This is a genomic window from Streptomyces echinatus, assembly GCF_014203595.1.
In the GTDB taxonomy this organism is placed as follows: domain Bacteria; phylum Actinomycetota; class Actinomycetes; order Streptomycetales; family Streptomycetaceae; genus Streptomyces; species Streptomyces echinatus.
The window spans coordinates 623002-639553 of record NZ_JACHJK010000003.1; the positions used below are offsets into that span (position 1 = coordinate 623002).

Annotated in this window: 19 protein-coding genes; 16 read left to right on the forward strand and 3 right to left on the reverse strand. The window is 71.4% G+C overall.

Translation table 11 applies throughout. The features are described from left to right. Positions 1–93: 93 nt before the first annotated feature. From FHS34_RS11515 to FHS34_RS11555, 9 genes are all read left to right on the forward strand, one after another. On the forward strand, positions 94–663 hold the full coding sequence (locus tag FHS34_RS11515) for an SMI1/KNR4 family protein (protein ID WP_225817348.1): 570 nt from the start codon (positions 94–96) through the stop codon (positions 661–663). Positions 664–823: 160 nt separating this feature from the next. Beyond that, positions 824–1510 carry an esterase/lipase family protein gene (locus FHS34_RS11520; RefSeq protein WP_184963862.1) on the forward strand — a complete coding sequence of 229 codons (687 nt, stop codon included), beginning with the start codon at positions 824–826 and terminating at the stop codon, positions 1508–1510. Positions 1511–1678: 168 nt separating this feature from the next. Beyond that, positions 1679–2002 (forward strand): hypothetical protein, encoded by a 324-nt coding sequence (locus tag FHS34_RS11525; protein ID WP_225817349.1) that lies wholly within the window; start codon positions 1679–1681, stop codon positions 2000–2002. Between the two features lie 212 nt (positions 2003–2214). After that, positions 2215–2904, forward strand: a complete 690-nt coding sequence (locus FHS34_RS11530) for a hypothetical protein (RefSeq protein ID WP_225817350.1) — start codon at positions 2215–2217, stop codon at positions 2902–2904. A gap of 386 nt (positions 2905–3290) precedes the next feature. Continuing rightward, a complete protein-coding gene (locus tag FHS34_RS42505) occupies positions 3291–3881 on the forward strand; it encodes a vanadium-dependent haloperoxidase (protein ID WP_225817351.1) in 591 nt (196 codons plus the stop codon). 125 nt (positions 3882–4006) lie between these two features. Further along, positions 4007–4276 carry a hypothetical protein gene (locus tag FHS34_RS11540; RefSeq protein WP_184963867.1) on the forward strand — a complete coding sequence of 90 codons (270 nt, stop codon included), beginning with the start codon at positions 4007–4009 and terminating at the stop codon, positions 4274–4276. Between the two features lie 53 nt (positions 4277–4329). Beyond that, positions 4330–4830, forward strand: a complete 501-nt coding sequence (locus FHS34_RS11545) for a winged helix-turn-helix transcriptional regulator (RefSeq protein WP_184963869.1) — start codon at positions 4330–4332, stop codon at positions 4828–4830. An 88-nt stretch (positions 4831–4918) separates the two neighbouring features. After that, positions 4919–5425, forward strand: a complete 507-nt coding sequence (locus FHS34_RS11550; RefSeq protein ID WP_184963871.1) for an SRPBCC family protein — start codon at positions 4919–4921, stop codon at positions 5423–5425. Continuing rightward, complete coding sequence (locus FHS34_RS11555; RefSeq protein ID WP_184963873.1) at positions 5425–6483, forward strand: LLM class flavin-dependent oxidoreductase; 1059 nt, start codon at positions 5425–5427, stop codon at positions 6481–6483. Before FHS34_RS11550 ends, FHS34_RS11555 begins: the two co-directional genes overlap by 1 nt. Before the next feature lie 76 nt (positions 6484–6559). On the opposite strand, the gene FHS34_RS11560 is transcribed toward FHS34_RS11555, so the two are convergent. Next, the gene (locus tag FHS34_RS11560; protein ID WP_184963875.1) at positions 6560–8005 is read right to left on the reverse strand and encodes a GntT/GntP/DsdX family permease; all 1446 of its coding nucleotides are present in this window, start codon (positions 8003–8005) and stop codon (positions 6560–6562) included. 488 nt (positions 8006–8493) lie between these two features. Here FHS34_RS11560 and FHS34_RS11565 point away from each other — a divergent pair, with 488 nt between their 5' ends. The 4 genes from FHS34_RS11565 to FHS34_RS11580 all read left to right on the forward strand — a co-directional run bounded on the left by FHS34_RS11565 (position 8494) and on the right by FHS34_RS11580 (position 11510). Beyond that, the gene (locus FHS34_RS11565) at positions 8494–9423 is read left to right on the forward strand and encodes a DUF4232 domain-containing protein (protein WP_184963878.1); all 930 of its coding nucleotides are present in this window, start codon (positions 8494–8496) and stop codon (positions 9421–9423) included. A 70-nt stretch (positions 9424–9493) separates the two neighbouring features. After that, complete coding sequence (locus FHS34_RS11570; protein WP_184963880.1) at positions 9494–10078, forward strand: DUF6434 domain-containing protein; 585 nt, start codon at positions 9494–9496, stop codon at positions 10076–10078. 175 nt (positions 10079–10253) lie between these two features. Further along, positions 10254–10688 carry a hypothetical protein gene (locus FHS34_RS11575; RefSeq protein WP_184963882.1) on the forward strand — a complete coding sequence of 145 codons (435 nt, stop codon included), beginning with the start codon at positions 10254–10256 and terminating at the stop codon, positions 10686–10688. Between the two features lie 297 nt (positions 10689–10985). Further along, positions 10986–11510, forward strand: coding sequence for a GtrA domain-containing protein (locus FHS34_RS11580; RefSeq protein ID WP_184963884.1), 525 nt, complete (start codon positions 10986–10988; stop codon positions 11508–11510). Positions 11511–11594: 84 nt separating this feature from the next. On the opposite strand, the gene FHS34_RS11585 is transcribed toward FHS34_RS11580, so the two are convergent. Both FHS34_RS11585 and FHS34_RS11590 read right to left on the reverse strand, forming a co-directional pair. Next, entirely contained in the window at positions 11595–11870 is a 276-nt protein-coding gene (locus tag FHS34_RS11585) for a hypothetical protein (protein WP_184963886.1), read from the reverse strand. A gap of 275 nt (positions 11871–12145) precedes the next feature. Further along, entirely contained in the window at positions 12146–12877 is a 732-nt protein-coding gene (locus FHS34_RS11590) for a dienelactone hydrolase family protein (RefSeq protein WP_184963888.1), read from the reverse strand. A 170-nt stretch (positions 12878–13047) separates the two neighbouring features. On the opposite strand from FHS34_RS11590, the gene FHS34_RS11595 reads away from it, so the two are divergent. The 3 genes from FHS34_RS11595 (at position 13048) to FHS34_RS11605 (ending at position 16394) form a co-directional block, all read left to right on the forward strand. Next, positions 13048–13824 carry a hypothetical protein gene (locus FHS34_RS11595; RefSeq protein ID WP_225817352.1) on the forward strand — a complete coding sequence of 259 codons (777 nt, stop codon included), beginning with the start codon at positions 13048–13050 and terminating at the stop codon, positions 13822–13824. Next, entirely contained in the window at positions 13811–14437 is a 627-nt protein-coding gene (locus FHS34_RS11600) for a Fic family protein (RefSeq protein WP_184963891.1), read from the forward strand. Before FHS34_RS11595 ends, FHS34_RS11600 begins: the two co-directional genes overlap by 14 nt. Positions 14438–15053: 616 nt before the next feature. After that, positions 15054–16394, forward strand: coding sequence for a phosphatase PAP2 family protein (locus FHS34_RS11605; RefSeq protein ID WP_225817405.1), 1341 nt, complete (start codon positions 15054–15056; stop codon positions 16392–16394). The last annotated feature ends 158 nt before the right edge of the window (positions 16395–16552 follow it).

Sequence of the window (16552 nt, forward strand, 5' to 3'; positions counted from 1 at the left end):
CGGTCCGCCCGCGTGCACGACCGCGGGATGGCTGCCCGCTGTCCTGCCGCCCCACCCACGGAAGACGGCTGGGGTTCCAGTAGCGTCACCTCCATGAGCGCCCTCGATACCCTCGTCCGCCTCTGCCCGCCGTGCGCGGATCCGCCGCCGCCCGAGGTGGACTGGGCGCAGGCCGAGCGCGCCCTGGGTACGGCTCTGCCCGCCGATTACAAGCGGCTCGTCGAGACGTACGGCGATGGCATCTTCGACGACACCATCTGGCTGCTCGTTCCCGGCTCCGCCTACGCCGACTGCGATCTGCACGCGCAGGCGGCGGAGCGCGCGGAGATCCTGGCGGACCTGTGGGAAATGGGCGAGGAGAAGCCCGCCGGCCTGCTGGAGGCTGGGGCGCGTGTTCTGCCGTGGGCGTTCGAGGAGGGTACGGGGGCGTTCTTGTACTGGCTGGCGCGGCCCGGTCAGGAGCCCGACGAGTGGACCGTGCTCTACAACGAGGGTCGTGGCCCGCTGTGGGAGCACCACGACATGGGGTGCTCGGCCTTCCTGCTCGCGGTGCTTGCAGGGACAGCGGAGACGGAGTACTTCGGCTACCTCTACGAGGTCCTGAAGCCGACAGAGCACCGCTTCCTGACGGCCGACCAGACCCTCGGAGAGTCCCGGCGCTGACGCCGGCCGGCGACGCCGGATTGTCCTACCGCACCCGGAGGCGGGGAAACGTTCCTGGAGTGAAGCGAGCGGGCCGGTCGGGTGAGGAACGGCGCGCGCGGCGCTTCCGGCAGAGCTCGTCGGCGCTACAACGCTGCCTGTGAACTTGACCATGCGGACCATGCGGCACACGTACCGGGCGATCGCCCTCGCTTCCCTCGCGCTGCTCCCTCCGGCGGCGGCTGCGCCGGCGCTGGCCGCCCGCGCGGCATCCACGCCCGATCCGATCGTCTTCGTACACGGCTGGAACAGCGACGGCTCGACATGGAACACCATGGCCGAGCGCTTCCGCGCCGACGGCTGGCCGGCCGGCCGCCTCCACCGGTGGAGCTACCCCACCAGCCAGTCCAACGCGACGACCGCCATCCAGCTGGCTCAGGAGATCGACCACGTACTGGCCGCCACCGGCGCCTCCAAGGTCGACCTCGTCACCCACTCCATGGGCGGCCTCTCTTCCCGCTACTACCTCAAGAACATGGCAGGCGACGCCAAAGTCGACGCGTGGGTGTCCTTGGCGGGCCCCAACCACGGCACAGGCGCCGCCTACTTGTGCGGCGGGGCCTCGTGCACCGAGATGCGGCCCGGATCGGCCTTCCTCGACGCGCTCAACGCCGGAGACGAGACCCCCGGAACCACCCGCTACGCCACCTGGCGCTCCCCCTGCGACGGCATCGTCACACCCGCCGACACGGTGGCCCTCGCCGGGGCGCTCAACACCGAGACGGCATGCCTGCAACACACCGCCTTCCCCGCCGATGCGGCCGTCTACCGGGAGGTCAGGGACCATGTCGCGCCAGGAGCCGGGTAGCCGGTCGTGACACGGGGATGCAGGAACACGGGGATATGGGGACTCGTAGCGGCGTACCCGATCCACCGCCGCGCCCGCTCACCCCGCGCGACGAAGGAGTCATCGGGCGGGAACACCCTTTCTCGCCAGTACTCGCCGGTAACGGTACGTGATCCGGCGGGTGCGGGCATGATCGCGGTTGTGTTCCGCGAAGAAATTCCCTGCTGCGTACGGTGGGAGATCCTGATGCACGAACGGTTCAGCGACGTGTGGATCTGCAAAGACTTCGGCCGTGCGACCACCGGTGCGGATCCCGCCGAGCTGGGTCGGGCCGTCCTCGCCGCGTACCTGGCCGGCCGGTCCACCCGGGGCGAAACGTTCCGCGTCGTCGTCCGCGCCGACGACGGCAGCCAGTCCGTCATCACTCCCGGCCAACTCCCGGCCCCCGGCTGGAAAGCCGATCCGGCCGTCTGCCAGGTACTGCCCGCATACCTCCGCAACGCCCTCGCCTAACCCCGGCAGCGCCACCGGCGCGGTCGGACGGCCCCTGGACGGCGGGTCACGGACCGGCAGGGTGTCGGCGGCCTTGCGCTGAGAGGTGTTGCACAAGGCCATGTCGAAGGAACCTGGAGCGGGGCGGACCGAACCGTCGGTACGTTGTCCCTGAAGATCCGGTGATCCCAACCGGCTCATGACCGGCATGACTTGTAGGCAGGAGAAGGAATTTGGCCAAGCGGATGGTAAGTGTGCTCGCTGCCGCGGTCGCCCTGGTGGGCGTGTTCGGCGGTTCGGCGGTGGCCGAGACGGGAGAGGGGTCCGGTGAGGCGCAGGCCGTCAAATCCTGTGCAAACGTGAAGTTGTCCGGTTCGCTGCCTGCGCCGCCCGCGGGGATGGCGGTTCAGCAGCAGGTCACCATCGGTGACGACTGCAAGCCGGAGCTGGGTCCGGTCCGATACGTGCCCGCCGGTACGGCCGCGAAGGCGGGCAAGGGAGCCCGTACGGGTGCCGCCGCTGCCGGAGCCCATCAACTGCGCACGTGGAACGAGATGTTCGACTGCTGCAACATCCGCATGACCGGCCTCTACACCACGGCGACCTGGGACACCGCCTCGGACCACGTCGTCAACGCCGCCACCCAGGCCCGCCAGGAGTGGAACCGGGAGCCCTGGAACGCGGGGTGGTCGCTGCTGTCGTCGTCCAAGAAGGACGACTGCACGGCCGACTGCGCCGTCGTGAACTCCGAGGCACACGCCTCCTTCACGTACGCCGGGATCTTCGACCCCTTCGGCACCGTGTACGCCAACACACACCACTCCTCTGTGCGGATCGACGCGGGCTCCGGTGCCGTGTGCCGTTTCGACGTGGAGCTGAAGCAGACCTTCATCGGATGGAACTGGCGGCGCGGCTGCGAGTGAAGATGCGACGCACGGGCGACCGCCAGGCATGAGACGGCCGCCGGCCGGTGCCGGCCGGTCCGGGACTCCCCCTGACGGGGCGCCGCCTTCCGTCCTCCGCCGCCCCTCTCGGAACGCCGTCATACTGGCCCCTACTGGCCGCCCTGGTGGTCGCCGCGGCTGTCCTGCGTACTCCGCGCGGGACGACCAGCGGCGCCCCGGCCGCCGGTCACACCACCTCCCGGCCGGCCGAACAGAACACCACCTCGGCCCGGCATCGCGGACGAGCGACGGCCTCCTCCGTGGCATACCGCCAGGGTTTACGCCGGTGCGCTCTGCCGCGTGGGGATGACCGTGGGGTCCTCCGCCTGCCCGATGTGCCTTCGGCGAGCCTCACCTAGCTTGTGGTGCGCACGACACAGTACTGCCGCACGGCCTGCACCGCCGCACCACCGACGCAACGCACGACGTGCTACAAGCCGCCGGGGCAACTGCTCGACATCACGGCGCGGGTGTCGCGTGACCGGGGACTGACGTCGTACCAGAACGCCCGGCTGTTCGCGCTGGTCTCGGTCGCGATGGCGGACGCGGCCATCGCCGAGTGGGACGTCAAGTACCAGACGCCGATCGACCTCTGGCGTCCCGTCTCGGCGATCCGCGAGGGACTGAAGGACACCACGTGGAAGCCGCTGTCGGGCACGACACCGTGCTTCCCGGCCTGGGCCTCCGGTCACTCCGCGTTCGGTGCCGCATGGGCGGGGATCATGCGGCAGTACTTCAAGACGGACGACATCACCTTCACGGCCTCGACCGACGACCCGAAGTCCCCCGTGAGGACACGCACTTTCACGAGCTTCAGCCAGGCCGCGCGCGAGGAGGCGGACAGCAGGGTCTGGCTCGGCGTCCACTACCCGTGGGACGCGAGCGACGGTTCGGCGCTGGGTGAGAACGTCGCCATGTGGGTCTACACGCACAAGATGAAGGCCGTGGGCTCGTAGGACGTCCGCGAGAACCGAACCCGGCGGTGCCCGCCTCCGCCACCGTGAGGCGGGCACCGCGACACCGTCCGGACGGTGCCCCGCGTCTCCGCCCCGGTGGCGGCCGTTCGCTCCACACCGGGAGCATGAGCACGGACGACAGGAGCCTCCTGGCGGCAGGCCGGGTGGCGACCAGGCTGCCGGCCCGGGATCTGGACCGTGCGCGGCGCTTCTGTGCCGAGCGGCTCGGGCTGCGGCCCGCCGAGGAAGCACCCGGTGGGCTGCTGCACCGGTGCGGGGGCGCGGAGTTCCAGGTCTTCCGGTCCGCAGGAGCCTCTGCCCGAGCTCGGGGCGCGTGGTTGCGGGACAGCGAAGGGAACATGCTGGGCATCGGCCGGCCGACCGACCTGAGATGAGCGCGGGATCTCATCTGCTGGGTCTTCTTATGAAACTCTCTATCATGGGGGCCATGAAACGGACGTCGTTCGCCAACTGGCCGTGCTCCATCGCGCGGACCCTTGAACTGCTGGGTGACCACTGGACACCGCTCGTCGTGCGGGAGGCGTTCTACGGCATCCGCCGCTTCGACGACTTCCAGCGGGAACTGGGCATCGCGCGCAACACCCTGACCGACCGGCTGCACCGGCTGGTGGACGAGGGAGTGCTGCACAAGCGGCTCTACGAGAACGAACCGCCCCGCTACGACTACGTCCTCACCGAGAAGGGACGCGACCTCTTCACCGTGCTGGCCGCGATGTCCCGGTGGGGCGACCGCTGGCTGGCCGGCGAGGAGGGCGTCCCGGTGGTGTTCCACCACGACGCGTGCGGCCATGACACCGCGGCCGAGGTGGTGTGCGCCGCCTGCCGCAGGCCCCTCGTGGCCGAGGAGACGTCGATGCGGATGGGACCCGGCTATCCCGAGCGGCTGGGGCGCCGGCCGGATGTGCGGCGCAGGTTCGGTACGGACTGATCGCGGCCGCCAGCACCGCTCTTGACAGCTAAGTCTCATGAAGCAACCCTAATGGCCACACCCGTTGACGGCGAGGAGGCTGACGGACGTGGAGTGGACCGGCGCGCGCTACGCGGACAAACCCACGGTCGAAGTGCGGACCTGGATCGACGCCCCACCGGAACGCGTGTGGCAACTCGTCGGTGACATCGCCCTGATGCCGGCCATGAGTGAGGAACTCCAGTCCGTCCAGTGGCTCGACGGCGCGGACGGACCGGCCGTGGGCGCGAGGTTCGTCGGTCACAGCCGGCACGAGGCGCTCGGCGAGTGGTCGACGACGTCGCATGTCATCGAGTGCGAACCGGAACGCGTCCTGGCCTGGGCCGTGCAGGACCCCGCCGAACCCTCCGCCCTCTGGCGCTTCCGCCTGCGGCCCGAGAACGGCGGCACGGAACTGTCGGAGCGGATGCAGCTGGGCCCCGGACGCTCCGGGCTGTCCTTCGCGATCGACCGGATGCCGGACAAGGAGCAGAAGATCGTGTTCGTGCGGCTGCGCGAGTTCGAGCGGAGCATCGCCTCGACCCTTGAGCACATCAAGCGGCAGGCGGAGGCGTGATGCGCACCGCGACCACCATCGAGGCCTCGGGCGGCGCGGACTGGACGGAGCCGGCGGACTTCGTCGTCGAGGCGGAGAAGCTGGGGCTGGACATCTGCTGGGTCGCCGAGGCCTGGGGTTCCGACGCTCCCTCCGCGCTGGGCTACTACGCCGCGCTCACCGACCGGATGCTCCTGGGGTCCGGTGTCATGCAGCTGGGCACCCGCACCCCGGCAGCCGTCGCGCAGACCGCCATCACCCTGTCCAACCTCTCCGCAGGACGGTTCGTGCTCGGCCTGGGCGCCTCCGGCCCGCAGGTGATGGAGGGACTGCACGGGGTGCCGTTCGCCCGGCCGCTGCGCCGTATGCGGGAGACCGTCGAGATCGTCCGGCGGCTGCTCGAAGGCGGCAGACTCTCCTACTCAGGGGCCGAGTTCACCGTTCCGCTGCCCGGCGGCGACGCGGTTCCCATGCGACTGTCGATGCGGGCCGAGCACCGGATCCCCCTGTACCTGGCCGCGCTGTCACCGGCGATGCTGCGTCTCACCGGCGAGGTCGCCGACGGCTGGCTGGGGACCAGTTTCGTCCCCGAGGGCGCGGCCGGCGCGTACTTCGCCCACCTCGACGAAGGCCTGGCGCGCGGCGGCCGCACCCGCGGCGACCTGGACGTCTGCCAGGGCGCCGAGGTGGCCTTCGCAGCCGACGAGGAGGCGCTCGGCGCGATGACCGCCCGGCGCAGGAAGGAACTGGCCTTCAGCCTGGGCGGCATGGGGTCGGCGTCCACCAACTTCTACAACAACGCCTACAGCCGTCAGGGCTGGGCCGAGGTCGCCGCCGAGGTGCGCGAGCGGTGGCAGGCCGGGGACCGGGACGGTGCGACGGCGCTGGTGACCGACGACATGGTCCTGGGCACCACGCTGATCGGCACCGAGGCGATGGTGCGTGAGCGGCTCCGGGTGTGGCGGGCCGCCGGCGTCGACACCGTACGGCTGTACCCGGCCGGGGACACCCTGGAGGCCCGCCTCGCCACCTTGGGCAGGGCGATCGAACTGGTACGGGAGGTGGACGGCGGCTCCTGACCCCGGCCGGGCCGCTCGGCCGTCAGCGGTCCGGTTCGTGCCGCCGGCGCGGCTCTCGTGGTCGGCTCGGGCGCCGTCACACGACGGTGCTGAGCAGCCAGAGACAGGCCAGGGACGTGAGGGAGAGCAGGGTGTGGGACACCGTCCAGGTCCGCAGCGTGCCACTGATCGACGTGCCGAAGTACTCCTTGGCCATCCAGAAGGCCGCGTCGTTGACGTGCCCCGCGAAGGCCGCGCCCGATCCCAGGGCGAGGGCCAGCAGGGACGCCTGAGGGGGCGCCAGGCCGTGCGAGAGAGGGCCGACGATGCCGGCCGCGGTGATGGTGGCGATGGTGCCGGAACCGACGATGGTCCGCATCAGTGCGGCGACCAGCCAGGCGAGGAAGAGCAGCGGGATGTGGAGGTGGCCCGCGGCCTGGGTGACGGCCCGGTCGACGCCGGTGTCCTGCAGGGCCTGGGAGTACCCCCCACCGGCGCCGACGATCACGATGACACCGGCGACGGGTGCGAAGCTCCTGGCGAGGGACGCCTGGACATGGCGCCGGCTGAATCCGAGTGCGTACCCGAAGGTGATCAGCGAGACGAACACCGTGATCAGCAGCGCGATCATCGGGGTGCCCAGGAACTCCACGACGGTGTACAGCGTGCCGTGGGGCATACGGACACTGTCGAAGACGGCCTTGAGCGTCATCAGCACGATGGGGAGCAGGATGGTGCCGAGCGTGACCGGAAGGCTCGGCATGCGGTGCGGGGCGGCCCCGTCGGCACGGCCCGTACCGGAGTCGCCGCCTGCCTCGTCGTGCCGGTGGTGCCCGCTGGTGGTGAAGGCGGCGGTGGCGGAGTCGGGTACGTGGGCCGGCACACGCGGCCAGATGTAGGCGGTGAACAGCGGGCCGACGACGATGGCGCAGGGCACGGCCACGAGGAGCCCGTACAGCATGGTGAGACCGATCGACGCGTGCACCGCCTGGATCGCGATCAGCGGCCCCGGATGCGGGGGGACCAGCGCGTGCACCGTGGCCAGACCGGCCACGACCGGCATGCCCACCCGCAGCACCGGGTAGTGCATCTGCTTCGCCAGTTGCAGCACCAGGGGCATCAGCATCACGAAGCCGACCTCGAAGAACATCGGCAGGCCGATCAGGGCCGCGACCAGGGTGACCGCCCACGGCAGCCGCTCCGGCCGGACCATACGGGTCAGGCTGTCGACGAGCCGCTCGATACCACCGGAGTCGGCCAGCATTCGGCCGAGGACCGCCCCCAGGATGATGAGTACGCCCACCGAGGCGGTGATGCGGCCCAGCCCGGTCGTGAAGGAGAGGATGGCCTTCTGGGCGGGCTCGCCGGCCAGGAGCGAGACCGTCAGCGAACTCACCGTCAGAGCCAGGAAGGCGTGGATCTTCAGCACACTGATGAGCAGGACGACGACGGCGATGGACACGCCCACCACCACCAGGAGCCATGTGTTCTCGGAGGTCCAGGCCTGACCCGCCGACAAGAGCCCGGTCGCTGAGCTCACCATCCAGTGGTCTCCGTTCCCATTCCCCGCCTTGTCCGTTGCGCGGGCTCCGGGGCAGGTTGACGGACCGCCCGGTCGTGGAGGGACAACCTGACGAATGACACCACACCGGGCTCGCACCGGCCCGGCGCAACGAGGGCATGGCTGTCGCCATCACTCGATCAGCGCGATCGGCGGCGGACGCCGAGCGCTCAGCAGGGGACGTGTGAGCGCGGAGAGCGCTGCGGCCGCGCACGCAAGCCCCGCTCCTTGGTCCGGCAGGCATGGCCGCCCAACTTACCAAAGAGACACCAGAGTTCCTCTGTCCGATCGTCCAGGCGTCCGGGGCGGGGAGACCGGCGAGCGCGTCCACCTGACCGCGAGGGGGGCGAACCGACGGGAGTGTCCGTCGGCCCCTCGGCAGCCGCTCGGCAGCCATCCGTGACACGCCCGTGACCGGAACTGTGGCTTCCGCCATGGCTCGGCGCGCCTGCCCCTGATGGGGTGACCGGATGCGCAGAACCTTCTCCCTCCTTCCGCCCCTCGCCGCACTCCTGCTGCTCACGGCGTGCGGATCCGAGCAGGCGGGGACTCCCGGCGCGGGCGTGGCCTCCCCCGGCTCCGGGACCGCCGTCACCTTCCCGCCCGTGGACGGCGTCCGGATCACCTCGGTGTCCCTCCCCTCCTCTTCGCCCAGCGCGAGCCCCGGCTCCGACGGGCTCTCCGTCCACGCCGACCCGCTGCCCACCGGTGGGTCCGGCATCTCGGCCGCCTACGAGGTCACCAACGACGGCACCGAGGCGCTGACGTACACCATCCTGTTCGACTTCACCACGGACGCGGGCGAAGTCATGGGCCACACGGACGAGACCGTGCGCTCGGTAGGATCCGGCGCGACCGTGCGCGGCACGGTCCGGCTGGGGACGCTGTCCCCCGGAGCGTCCCGGGTGACCCGGGTCAAGGTCTCCCGCGTGACCAAGGTGTCCGCGGCCGAGGCGCCGGCGGCGTCCGGCGCGTGCCCGCCCTCCGGAGTCCGCCTCACCGCCGATGACGGCGATGCCGCGATGGGGCTGCGCGTGGTGGGGCTGCGCCTGGAGAACTGCGGGACGCGCGACTACTCGCTCGACGGCTACCCGCTTCTGGAACTGCTGGACGAGGACCGGTCACCCGTCGAAGGCGTACGGATCGTGCACGGAAGCGGTGGCATCAGCACAGGTACCGGGTTCGACGACCCGGCCCGCCCGCTGGTCCTGAAGCCGGGCGAGAGTGCCCTTTCGGGTCTCATGTGGCGCAACACCACCGGGTTCGGCACCGCGGTCGACGTCCCCTACGTCAGGGTGCGGACCGAACGGGGCGCCGATCCGGTGACCGTGACGCCCCACCTGGACCTCGGCACCACCGGCAAGCTGGCCGTCCGCGCCTGGACACGCCCGCCGGAGTAGGCCCCCGGCTCACGGCGCCCGGTCGCGGCCGGAACCCTGTCGCTGGACGCCGCCCGGCAGAATGACGGGCATGAACGAGAACCGGACCACCAGTACGACAGCCGCCGAGTCCAGGCCGCCGCTGACCGCCGGCCTCACCGGTGCCGAGCTGCTGCGCTGGTACTGGACTCTGGACGAGCTCACCGGTCTCGCCCGCACGATGGGCATCGCTCGGCACGGCGGCAAGACGGCGCTCACCGCCCGGCTCGCCGCGGCGCTGGACGGCCTGCCGTTGCCGGCCGTCCCGGCCCGCCGCCGCCCGGCGACCGCACAGCTGGCCGATCCCGTCGACGGCGACACCGTGATCCCGCCCGGCCAGCGGTGCAGCCAGGTCCTGCGGAGGTACTTCGCCGAGGCGATCGGCCCCGGCTTCCACTTCGACGCCTTCATGCGCGACTTCATCGCCGAGAACCCCGGCCGGACGCTGGCCGACGCGGTCGCCCACTGGCACGCCACCCGCCCGGACGCGGCCCGGCCGCGCGAGATCGCGGAACAGTTCGAGTTCAACCGCTTCACCAGCGCCTGGCACCGCGAGAACCCGGCCGGCACCCGCGCCCAGGCTCTCGAAGCCTGGTACGCCCACCGGGCACTCCCCAAACCCCCCGGCACCGCCTGACGGCCCACCCGCGTGGGGCCGGGAGGGGTTCGAGGGCGGGATGCCGGGGCCGGGCGTTCGGTGGTTCGTCGGCATGCGCGGCGAGCCGGACCGTACCGTGGGCCGACCGTGGAGAATCCTGGGAAGCCGCCGACGACGACCGTCCTCGGCTGAACGGGTTGCCAGGAGGCTGGACATGGGCTCCGTCGTCGTGGGCGTGGTCGGCACTCTGCTCGGAGTCCTGATCGGGGGCGCCCTCCAGCAGCTGCAGGCACGGCTCACCCGCAGGTGGCAGCAGGAGGACGCGTTCAGCGCCGCCAAACAGGTCGCCTATTCCGAGTATCTTCGGTCGATCAGCGCCGGCTACGGGCAGGCGAAGTCCGGTCAGCGGAACCGTTCGGAGGACGGCCGCCTCTACGCGGTCACCGCTCAGATCGAGATCCTGGCCGGTCAGAGGGTGGCGATCGAGGCCCGGGAACTGGTGGAACGGATCATCGAGGCGCATTCGATGATCGCTGCCGGCGCCGGCGACGAGCAGGCGGGGGTGCCGGAGATCGATCGTGATCGGCACGCGGTCATCGAGCTGTTCAAGAGCGACCTCGGCCTGGGCGCGGCAGGCCCTCGTGGCTGATCCCACGGCGCGCACCTTGGGCGGGGCCTCGCCGGCGTCGTCCGGTCGGACACCTGGAACCTAGGACCAGTCGCAGTTCATTGCAATGAGCGAACGGCGGGGTCGTTGCGTTAATCAGGAACCATTGCAACGATTAATCTTCTTCTACCTGCGAACAAAGCACTCACGGGCGAAAAATGAGTTGCCTGACCCATGAAGGCAACGTAGCGTTTCCATCGCTTGAAACGATCAGTCAGGGGCCCGGCGGCCCAGGCGCGCGTTTCACGGAGCGGGCGGATCACGGGGGATGGACAGGACATGGACAGAGCACCGACTCGGCAACAGGCGGCACCGGGGGCCATGGCCGCCTTCGCCCGCTTCGTGCTCTGCGGCGGCGGAGTGGGACTCGCCTCCAGCTTCGCCGTCGCGGCCCTGGCCGCCTGGATCTCCTGGCCGCTGGCCAACGCCCTGGTCACCGTGGCTTCGACGCTCCTCGCCACCGAGCTGCACGCCCGCTTCACCTTCGGCGCGGGCGGGCGCGCGACCTGGCGCCAGCATATGCAGTCGGCCGGGTCGGCGGCGGCCGCGTACGCGGTGACCTGCGTGGCAATGTTCGTCCTGCAGCAGTTGGTGGCGGCACCCGGTGCGCTGCTCCAGCAGCTCGTCTATCTGTCCGCCTCCTCACTCGCCGGCCTCGCGCGGTTCGCGGTGCTGCGCCTCGTCGTCTTCGCGCGGAACCGCTCGCAGGGCGCGGCGCCCGTCCGAACCGCCCGGACCGAGCCGGCGACCGTGGCCTGCGCCGCGGCACCGGCCGGCCCCACGGCGCTCTGCCGGGCCGCCTGACGGCGCGAGCCACCATTCCCTCGCGGGTCCGCGGCCGATCCCCGGGCACGGCACCGGTCCCGCACCGGGCAGGCGGGGCACCGCCTATCGGTGACCGCGAGCTCTCCTTCGGAGGTGGCCCGCTTCCTCCCTGATCGCGGCGTCGGCATCCGAGGCCAGCGCCGAGCACAGGCCGGCGAGCCGCTCCAGGTCCTCCTCGGACCGCAGGCAGACATCGTCGACCGCCATGCAGAGGTGATCACCGGTGTCGGCGTCCGCGACGGTGAGCGCGGCCAGGACCAGACGCAGGCCGCGGACGTCCCACCGTTCGAGCAGGGCTTGTGCCGTCTCCTGAGTGACCGCGGTGTCCTGACCGTCCAACAGGAGCCGGCTTAAGGACCGGCGCCACTCCGGTGACCTCCGCGGCACCGGCCAGACGGCGCCCGGCGGATGCCCTGGTGGACCATGACGCCGAGTCGGCGTCCCGAAGCGCCGACCTCAACTCGTCGTCGATTCCGGGGCGGCTCATGGCCCCACCCTGGCACAACGGTGCGGGCCCCGGGCATCGGCCCCCGCGGCGGACCTGTGCGGCAAGCGCCGCGGTCGTCCGACGGTGGTTCCGCCGACCGCCCATCCGCTACAGAACCGCCCATCCGCTACAGATGCGACTCCAGGGCGGCGTACACCCTGCGCCAGGCATCCGCGCCGGCCTCCGGGTCGTAGTCGGCCGGACGGTCCGCACAGGCGAAGCCGTGCCGGGCGCCCGGGTAGGTCACCATCTCGTGGGGCACCTCGGCCTCGGTGAGCCGCTGCTCGGCCTGCTTCCATTCCTCGGCGGGGATGATGTGGTCCAGCTCCCCGCGAAAACCCAGCAGGAAAGCGCCACCCTCGGCGATCCGCTCGCTGGTCTCCAACGGCGGCACCGGACCGACCAGCGGGAAGCCGCTGTTCAACAGCCAACCCGGATAGAAGACCGCGGCCAACTCGAACCGCAGCTCGGTCGCGGCCCGCACCGCGATGTGGCCGCCCATGCTGAGCCCGAGAAACGCCACGCCCCGCTCCCCGGCTTCCGTGCGCGCCGCGGCCAGCGCCGCGGAGGCGTCGGCCACCAACTCGTCCCGGTCCAGGGCACGCATCAGCACCAGGCCGTCCTCGCGCTCCTCGGCGGAGTATCCGAGCCCGGTGCGGCGCGCGTTGCGCCAGTAGTAGTCGGGCGCCAGCGCGGCGTACCCCGCCGCCGCCAACTCCGCGCAAGTGTCGCGGACATAGGCGTTCACTCCGTACAGCTCGGAGCAGACCACCACGGCGCCCCGCACCTCACCCGACGGCCGGTGCACATACGCCTCGATGCCGTCCGCCTCGCCGAGTCTCTCCCACTGACCAGTCATCGGTCCCCCCGTACCTCGATCGCTGAACGTCGCTGGGATCCTAGCCTCCCCCAACGGCGGCTGAGGCATGGACACTTGGCCCGCGGCTGGGGTGAGGACGGGTGCACGCTCCGGAAATCCATTGGCCAAGCCGTTTCCGCGGCGAGACACTGACGCTCCTGTCGCGGCGAGTGAAGGAACGGCCGGCACTGGCATACAACCGAGACACCCTGCCCTTCCCGGAGAACCGCGTACCCCGCGGCCGATACCCGGAGAACTGGGACGACGTCGACCCGGCCCGCCATCCCTTCGCCTGGGACGAGAAGGAGGAAGCCCACCTGCGCGCGCTGGTCCACGAGTGGGTGCCGCCCGTGCTCTCCGGCATGGAAGGCCGGTGGCAGGGCGAATACTGGTGCGAAAGCCAGGTGGACGCCATCATCCGGGAGCGCTACGGAGACTGGGCCCAGGGATGGAACTGGTGCTACCGGCACGGCGGGGTCATCGGCAGCTGGGTCAGCGGCGCCGGCTCGGTGACGACGCCCGAGGAGACCGCGGACCGTGTGGTCGGCGCGCTGTTGGAGTGGCGGGAGTGGCTGGAGAGACTGGCTCAGCGCTTCGTGGAACTCGCGCCGCCGCCGGAGGCCTCTCCGGAGGAACGCAGCTGGCACCTGGAGCGGGCCTGCGTCCGGCTGGTCACTTCGGCACTGGACTCGGGCGCGGAAGGCGGCTGGCACGGGCAGGCGGCAAGGGTCCTGAACTGGTTCCTCACGACCACCGGCATGGAACAGGCCGAGGCGGCCCGGGCGGTGGACGCCGCGATCGGCGGCCGGTTCAGGAGCTGGGTGGCTCCGGGACCAGGAGTGATCGAATCGGTCGGGGAGGACCTTGCCGTCGGCCTCACCGGCCGGGCCCCCTACCGTGACCACCGCCAGTGGGCCGCCCTGGAGGAGTTCCATGACCGCCACTGACAGCCTCACGACCTGGCTGCGCGTACGTCGCGAGACCGACTGGAACCGGGCCCCCGCCCTGCGGCGGGAACCGCCCGAGCGGGACGGTTTCCCGGCCTGGTGCGCAGGCCCGGTCCGCCGCCGCGACGCGGCCCGCGCCGAACGGCTCCTCCGCGCCCACGCCCTGGCCCGCGCCGACGCCGCACGCCGCGCCCCGCTCGACTTCGCCCTGCTGGCCGGCTGGCAGCGCGAGGTCCTCGGTGTGGCGAAGGCGTCGTTCCGCACGGGCGACGCCTTCGCGAAGAACGGCACCGAGCGGTACGGCCTGACCTCGCACACCCGGGCCGACTTCGCCGCCTGCCTGCGCGAGGCGACCGAGCCGGGCGTGCCCCTGGCAGGCCGCGCGGCCCGCGTCTATCTCGACGTGGCGTTCTTCCACCCTTTCACTGACGGCAACGCCCGTGCGGCCCTGCTGGCTCTGGTCCATGTCCTGGCCCGTGAGGACATCGTCCTTCCGGAGGTGGGCCCCCTGCAGACCACCCGCTACGCGGACGACCCCGCGGGCGCCGCCGACCTGGCCACGCTCGTCGGCGTACTGAAGCGACGCCGCCGCCCCGGTCCCGACGGAGGCTGACAGCGCCTTGCGCGCCCGGCCCCATCCGGGGGCCTGGCCGGCAGTGCCTCCCGGTTGATCTTCGAGGTCAATGCGACCGCCGCGTACGCCGGCTGCCACCGCTTTCGTCGCACAGGCAACTCGATCAGCCCGGATGCCGTCTTTCCGGGTGGGCGAGAGAGGGCCTCGCCGAACGGCGCGCGCGTTCGCGAACGGCCGGCGGGACCGGTGAGACCGCACGATCGCGGGGCTCGATCCGCGCGCCGGGCCGGCGCGGTGGCTCTCGGCGCCCGGCCCGCGGAGATCTTGCAGGGGGGAAGGTTGCGATGGAGCAGGGGCGGCCCGCCGAGTCGTCCGAGCCGTGCCGGGCGCGTACCGCGCCCGAGCGGTCCCGGGGGACGGCCCGAGCCCGGCCGGGCACCACGCCGGCCGGCCTTCGCGTCGCCGCCCATGACCAGCGGAACCACCCGCACGACCCGATGGCATGATCAGACGTCGACGAGCACCCCCGTCGCCCGTCCGTCACTGGAAGACACGCCATCCGGCACGAAGAGTGACCTCGCTGGCTAACATCTAACACATCGGCAAACAATTGATACCTACAGTCTCGCGGGTGTTTTCGCGAATAAACGGCACAATCACGGCCGACGCGTGGCGTCGGCCGCGGGCGTTGCTCTGGGCCGCGGCGGGTGTGGCGACCCTTGTGTTCCTCATCACGCTGGAGATCGTCGCGCGTCGCAGCGCCGGCGCACCGGGACCGCTGACCACCCAGGTGGAAGAGGTGGTGCTCCCCCCGAAACCGGGTCCGCTGTACGCCGGGCTGGCCCTGATGATGGTGGTCCTCACCTGGCGGCAGCGTTTCATCGCGGCCGGTGCCGCGATCGGCATCGACGTCGCCTTCGCCCTGGTGCGGTGGGCGGCCGGCATCAGGACGGCCGACGGCCATTCCTTCGGGAACGGCGCGCTGTGGGTGATGCTGGGCTGTGCGGTCATCGCCGTCACCCGCCGCACCGGCCAGGAACGTGTCCTGCTGCTGAAGGGCGTCGGGCTGGGGCTGCTGCTGGTGGCCGGCCGCAAGATCGGCGACTCCTGGTTGCTGATCACGGCCAAGACCCGGCCGTCGGTGCTCGACCCGTACGTGGCGACCGCCGACAACGCCCTGGGCAACCCGTCATGGCTGGCGGGCCGGATCCTCAGGGCCACCGACCCGATCCTCAGCCATGTTCTCGACCTGGTCTACGCCCAGCTCGCGGTGGCCGCGATCGTCGTCGCGCTGTACCAGCTGCGCAACGTGCGGGTCGAGCGCCGCTTCCCGAGCCACCATCTGGTGCGCACCTTTCTGGTGATCGGCCTCGTGGGGCCGGCGATCTACATGATCTTCCCGGTGGTCGGACCGGTCTTCGCCTACGGCCCGGGCGCCTCCGGCACCGGTGGTGTGCACTGGGCCGTGGCCAACCTGTGGCCGAACACGCCACCGCCGCTCCATCCCCCGCACCCGGTGACGTACGACGACCTCACCCCGCGCAACTGCATGCCCAGCCTGCACACGGCGTGGGCCACCGCGATCTTCATCCATTCCCGCAAGGGCCCGCGGGTTCTGCGCTTCGCCGGCGCCTTCTGGCTGACCGCCACGCTCGGCGCGACCCTGGGGTTCGGCTACCACTACGGCACGGACCTCATCGCCGGCGTGGTGTTCGCGCTCACGATCGAGGCGGCGCTGCGCTCGCTCGACCGCGGCTGGGACCGGTCGGGAACCCGGCTGGTCGCGCACGGCACGGCGGTCTTCACCGCGCTCGTGCTGTCCTACCGCTATCTGCCGATGGAGATGGCCAGGCATCCCTGGGTGTTCGGCCCCCTGCTCGTCCTGGCGATGGGCTTCGTGATCCACGGTTACCTGCGGACCACCAGGCTGTGGGAATCGAAGGCGGCACCGGCGCCGCAACCGGAACCGCAACCCGCGCTGAGGCCTGCCGCGTGATGCTCTCCGGCCGGAGGGACGGGGGGCGTGGGGGGGGGGGGGGGGCCGCCCCCCCCCCCCCCCCCCCCCAAACCCCAGCCCCCCGCCCCCCCCCCCCGGAGTTGGGGGGCACGCCAGACAAAGACCGAGAGGGAGGCCGCGGGCGGCCGGGGGGGCCC

Coding starts and splice junctions, on each gene's coding strand:
- FHS34_RS11590 (WP_184963888.1), bottom strand. CDS start 12,877: ATGACTGGTCAGTGGGAGAGACTCGGCGAGGCGGACGGCATCGAGGCG.
- FHS34_RS11515 (WP_225817348.1), top strand. CDS start 94: ATGAGCGCCCTCGATACCCTCGTCCGCCTCTGCCCGCCGTGCGCGGAT.
- FHS34_RS11600 (WP_184963891.1), top strand. CDS start 13,811: ATGACCGCCACTGACAGCCTCACGACCTGGCTGCGCGTACGTCGCGAG.
- FHS34_RS11580 (WP_184963884.1), top strand. CDS start 10,986: ATGGACAGAGCACCGACTCGGCAACAGGCGGCACCGGGGGCCATGGCC.
- FHS34_RS11540 (WP_184963867.1), top strand. CDS start 4,007: ATGAGCACGGACGACAGGAGCCTCCTGGCGGCAGGCCGGGTGGCGACC.
- FHS34_RS11555 (WP_184963873.1), top strand. CDS start 5,425: ATGCGCACCGCGACCACCATCGAGGCCTCGGGCGGCGCGGACTGGACG.
- FHS34_RS11560 (WP_184963875.1), bottom strand. CDS start 8,005: ATGGTGAGCTCAGCGACCGGGCTCTTGTCGGCGGGTCAGGCCTGGACC.
- FHS34_RS11525 (WP_225817349.1), top strand. CDS start 1,679: ATGATCGCGGTTGTGTTCCGCGAAGAAATTCCCTGCTGCGTACGGTGG.
- FHS34_RS11520 (WP_184963862.1), top strand. CDS start 824: ATGCGGCACACGTACCGGGCGATCGCCCTCGCTTCCCTCGCGCTGCTC.
- FHS34_RS11575 (WP_184963882.1), top strand. CDS start 10,254: ATGGGCTCCGTCGTCGTGGGCGTGGTCGGCACTCTGCTCGGAGTCCTG.
- FHS34_RS11545 (WP_184963869.1), top strand. CDS start 4,330: ATGAAACGGACGTCGTTCGCCAACTGGCCGTGCTCCATCGCGCGGACC.
- FHS34_RS11570 (WP_184963880.1), top strand. CDS start 9,494: ATGAACGAGAACCGGACCACCAGTACGACAGCCGCCGAGTCCAGGCCG.
- FHS34_RS11565 (WP_184963878.1), top strand. CDS start 8,494: ATGCGCAGAACCTTCTCCCTCCTTCCGCCCCTCGCCGCACTCCTGCTG.